Genomic DNA, 4,434 nt, shown 5'->3' with positions numbered 1-4,434 from the left:
TGTAGTAAATCAAATGTTCCATAAGTTAAAATTCGCTTCATATTTTAAAATACACTCCTAAAATCTACTTATTTATTTTTTAAGATTAGCCTTTTTAAATCCCGAGAAATCATATTAGGTAAAACCAAAATAATTATTATATATACCATGCCAATGACTAATGATTTAATCGTCATGTTTATAAAATCATTTACAAACATTTTTGGGATGAAATATACGAAAATAAAAGTTATCAATGCGGCTAGAAAATAAGTATATACTCCTTGGAACATAAACTTTAAATCTAGATATTTTCGAATTAGATATACCCTAAAAAAGCAAACCATAAATTCAACAAATACTATAACAAATGTTGCACCTACTGCACCATATCGCGGTATAAATATTATATTAAGTATCAGGCTAATTATTGCACCTAGTACTAATGGTAATACGTATTGTTTATCCTTTTCAAAAGCAAGTGCATATTGATTTGCAAAGACACCGCCTATTGGAATAAAAATAATAATGAAACTTACCCAGAACATTAAAGGTGACATAGGAATAAAGCTTTCTCCAAAGAACCAAGGAACAAATTCATAAGAATTGAGCATTACGATATTACAGAATAATAGCGCTAGCACTATCGTATAATCTAAAGACTTTTTCAAGTATTTATGAAGAACTTCATTTTGATTATTAACAACCATATTAGCGAGTCTAGGTAATAACACCATACTTAGCGAAGTAATGACAGCCAAAATAATTCTAGATATTTTTTGCGATTGATCATAATAGGATAATTCGACAGGCCCAGCTATCATTCCTAAGATTGTTTTATCAAATGTAATATATACTTGAATAGCTAATTGTGGAATTAGTAGTAGTAAGGCAGCCCTAAAGTTATCCTTCAGGTACTGTCTATTAAATGAGAATTTGGTTACATATTTAGATAACCCCATCCAAAATACTATATTTCCTAGCAAGGCTCCTAAGGACATTATAAGCATATACTTCCACAAGTCATTTTCATCACGAATTAAAATAAAGATCAATATAATTGATACAGATTTAATTAGCATATTTCTTAAAACTACTTGTTTAATCCTTTCAATACCAATATAAAACCATGAAATATCAAAAATAACCCCAAAAAGAAATGGCAGTTGCAATAAAAAATACATTCTATATTCTTTATTTACATTTATAATATAGAATGTATATAACCCTATAACTACAATTCCTGCTAAAAATTGAATTAACCATAGTCCCCAAAATGTTTCATTTACTTTATTTTGAGAATCTCTATTTTTTGCTATACTTCTAATACCCAGTTGACCAATTCCTAAAAAGGCCAATACACCTAAAATTTGGACAACTGAAAAAGTATAACTGTTTATTCCTAATGCCTTTACTCCTAAGACCCTAGAAAGAAATGGCATAGTAAGAATTGGAGTGATTATAATAAATAATTGATATAAAGCATTATATAAAAAGTCACGTAATACTTTTTTCATATTATAATTTTAGCTAATTTATTTATAATTACTTTAATTTAAATAATTACTATATATATATTTAGCTACCCTTTCTGAATACTTAAAATCAGTATATTCATGAACTATCTTTTTTATATTTTCCCTTTCAGTTTTATAATATTTTTCATCAGTAAGCAACTTCTCTAATTCACAGATAAAATGATTGTATATGTTCACCTTTGGACCAGGAGTCCAAAATTCAAATGGATTTAATAGGAATCCCCTATTATTACGATATTGATCTAAATCTGTATTCAAAAATAATATCGGCTTATCTAATAAAAGATAATCAAAATAAACACTTGAATAATCGGTTATTAACAAATCCGTTTCAGATAATATTTGGTATATATCTAAATTATATTTTGCTAAAAATTCCGAAGTACATAACTTGATATTAGAAAATCCCTCAAATGTTTTTTTATAATACTCTTCCTCTTTAGGGTGTAATTTCACAATAACTGTAATTCTGTTTTTTACTAAATAAGCATTAAATTCATTGATATTCATATCACCTAAACCGAATATATTATATTCCCTGTTTAAATCCGATTCTTCTCTGATATATCCTTTTCTGAATGTCGGCATAAATACCATTAATTTATTGTTTTCACTAACTGAAAAGTATTTCAATATGATGTCTCTCTTTTCTCCTCCCCTCAAATTTAAAAGATCATTTCGTGGGAATCCAGTGATAACATATTTATTATTTATTCCTATACAGGCATTCAATAACGTAGTGTACGTTTCTGAACTAGAAATTACTCGATCTAATGTATCGATTTTCTTTTTATTCATAGTAGTTTCATTTTCTAATAACCCCATTTTTTTCAAGGGTATTCCATGCCATAATTCAATGAATTTTTGTTTCTTTTTCATTTTTTTTATAGGGCCATGCGATGTGATAACAATAGATCCCGTCCCTAAATGCATAGCATTTTCTATCGGTTTTTCCAGCATTTTTTGAAAATTTATATATATTAAATCTAGATCATTATATTCTTTAGTCATAAAATCATATAGCACTTTCACATTGGAACCTGAACCTGGTGCATAATGTATAAAAATTAATTTTTTGGGGTTCATTCTTAAAAAACAGAAAATAATTCTAGCGATTAAAAATGTAATTCTATTCCTCATATTTCCTCTCCTAGATTACTATTTTTCAATGTAACAACAATAAAAACTTCTTCCTTAGTTATCTTTTCGCAATATTCAAAAGAAAATTAGTCGTTCTTTCTCCCAGAACCCTAAACATAAATAATCTGATGTTCTTTTTAAATCTTTTATCCTTGGTAATCCAAGAACCATTAAAGTGATGAATACAATAAGTATTTTTAGTTACTCTTAAAATCCCCGTTTTATATTCTTTAGGACAAAAGTACTCTTTAGGATAAATATGCATCCCATTATTTAATACTTGATAATTTCCATTAGGCTCAAATCCTTGATCAGAGCAAATTTCAGTGATAATTTCTACATTCGTAGTTGTATCAAGATCCCCGTTTTCCAAATAAAAACTTCTATTATCATAGTATTTTAAAAACATATTAATTGCCTGACTATTTTTCATAGCTCCTATAATCCCTGTTGGGATAGTAATATCATCTTCAAACCCACTAAAGCTGTCATGCTCTAAAAATGCATCAAACCCCTTTAAAACCTCCACAACTGTATCAAGATAAATACCACCATAATTATAAAGTGCCCATAGCCGTACATAATCAGAAACAAATGCCCATTTTTTCTCCTCATAAGCTTCTTTTACAAATTGATTGCAATTAATATCAAAATTCTCCTCATTCCATTCTATAAATTCATAATCTGGTAAATGTTTTCTCCACGACTCTATGCATTTTTCTATAAATTCCGATTTCTTATTTTTTCCAAACCAACAATAATGAATTACCTTAGGAATTTTATTCATTTCACTATACTCCATTCTATAAAATAATTTAATAAATTATTTTCTTATTTAAAAATAGACATAATGAATCTAAATTCATTATGTCTATTTTTAATATGTTAACTTACAAAAACACTACCACAACCTGATTTCATAGGGAAGCGGCGTACTATATCCCAATAATAGGTTAGCAAAATAATAACTTAGTGCAAAAAGAATAAATACAATCTTTGCTTTTGGATTTTTTTGTATAAATAACGCAAAAATAATAATTTCTGTAATACTAATATAGAAAAGTAAACGTCTAAATATTAGCATTGGATACAAAGGGAATGTTAATATTAAGCTTATATAGTATATACCAAATATAACTTCATGCTTCTTTAGATGAATAAATTTTTCTTTATTGCTTACTAACCATATGCTTAATAACAATTTAACAATTAATAGCACTGCCATTTTCCATGATAATGAGTATTCTAAATATTGACTTGAAGCCCATTCTGTATAATAGGAATATTGATTACCAAAAACTTTAGATATTATTTTAATAATTAATTCGTCAAATCTAACAAACATCAAAGAAAAAGAAATAACTAGTAAGGTAACTCTTTTAGTATTCGTATTAATATATCTCGTTACTAAATTATGCAAAAAATACATTGGATAGAAAAATATCGCACTCTTATGAAACATAATTGTTACAATAAACATTAAATTATATTTGATGAACTTTTTATTGATTATATTATTTACATTAATTAAAAACAGACCCATTGCTATAAATTGCCTTATTGTATTTAAAGAGGTATTAAAATAATATAAACTAATATAAAAGAATACAGCCATGTAATATACTTCTCTTGTGTCGCTGTAATGCTTTATTGCCTTATAAATTAAATACTGTATAAGAAATGCTATAACTAAGAAAAAGATTTGGACTGGTATGCCTAAAAATTTCATGAAGTCCATTATATATACTAGCCCAGGTTCTGAAAACCAAACTCTTCC

4 protein-coding genes are annotated in these 4,434 nt (G+C 27.0%); all 4 read right to left on the bottom strand.

From position 1 onward, the window contains the following. Positions 1 to 68 precede the first annotated feature (68 nt). Positions 69 to 1,496, bottom strand: a complete 1,428-nt coding sequence (locus tag KVT27_RS22855; RefSeq protein ID WP_048534516.1) for an oligosaccharide flippase family protein — start codon at positions 1,494 to 1,496, stop codon at positions 69 to 71. 33 nt (positions 1,497 to 1,529) lie between these two features. Then, positions 1,530 to 2,657, bottom strand: a complete 1,128-nt coding sequence (locus KVT27_RS22850; protein ID WP_217582000.1) for a CDP-glycerol glycerophosphotransferase family protein — start codon at positions 2,655 to 2,657, stop codon at positions 1,530 to 1,532. Between the two features lie 58 nt (positions 2,658 to 2,715). Continuing rightward, positions 2,716 to 3,459, bottom strand: a complete 744-nt coding sequence (locus tag KVT27_RS22845; RefSeq protein WP_217581999.1) for a glycosyltransferase family 32 protein — start codon at positions 3,457 to 3,459, stop codon at positions 2,716 to 2,718. Positions 3,460 to 3,558: 99 nt separating this feature from the next. Beyond that, a partial coding sequence (locus KVT27_RS22840; RefSeq protein WP_217581998.1) for an EpsG family protein occupies positions 3,559 to 4,434 on the bottom strand: 876 nt, incomplete at its 5' end.

Source organism: Lysinibacillus sp. GbtcB16, assembly GCF_019091145.1.
Lineage (GTDB): Bacteria > Bacillota > Bacilli > Bacillales_A > Planococcaceae > Lysinibacillus > Lysinibacillus fusiformis.
Note: the sequence above shows the minus strand (reverse complement) of the source record. Positions and strands in the feature narration are given on the sequence as shown.

Coding starts and splice junctions, on each gene's coding strand:
- KVT27_RS22855 (WP_048534516.1), bottom strand. CDS start 1,496: ATGAAAAAAGTATTACGTGACTTTTTATATAATGCTTTATATCAATTA.
- KVT27_RS22850 (WP_217582000.1), bottom strand. CDS start 2,657: ATGAGGAATAGAATTACATTTTTAATCGCTAGAATTATTTTCTGTTTT.
- KVT27_RS22845 (WP_217581999.1), bottom strand. CDS start 3,459: ATGGAGTATAGTGAAATGAATAAAATTCCTAAGGTAATTCATTATTGT.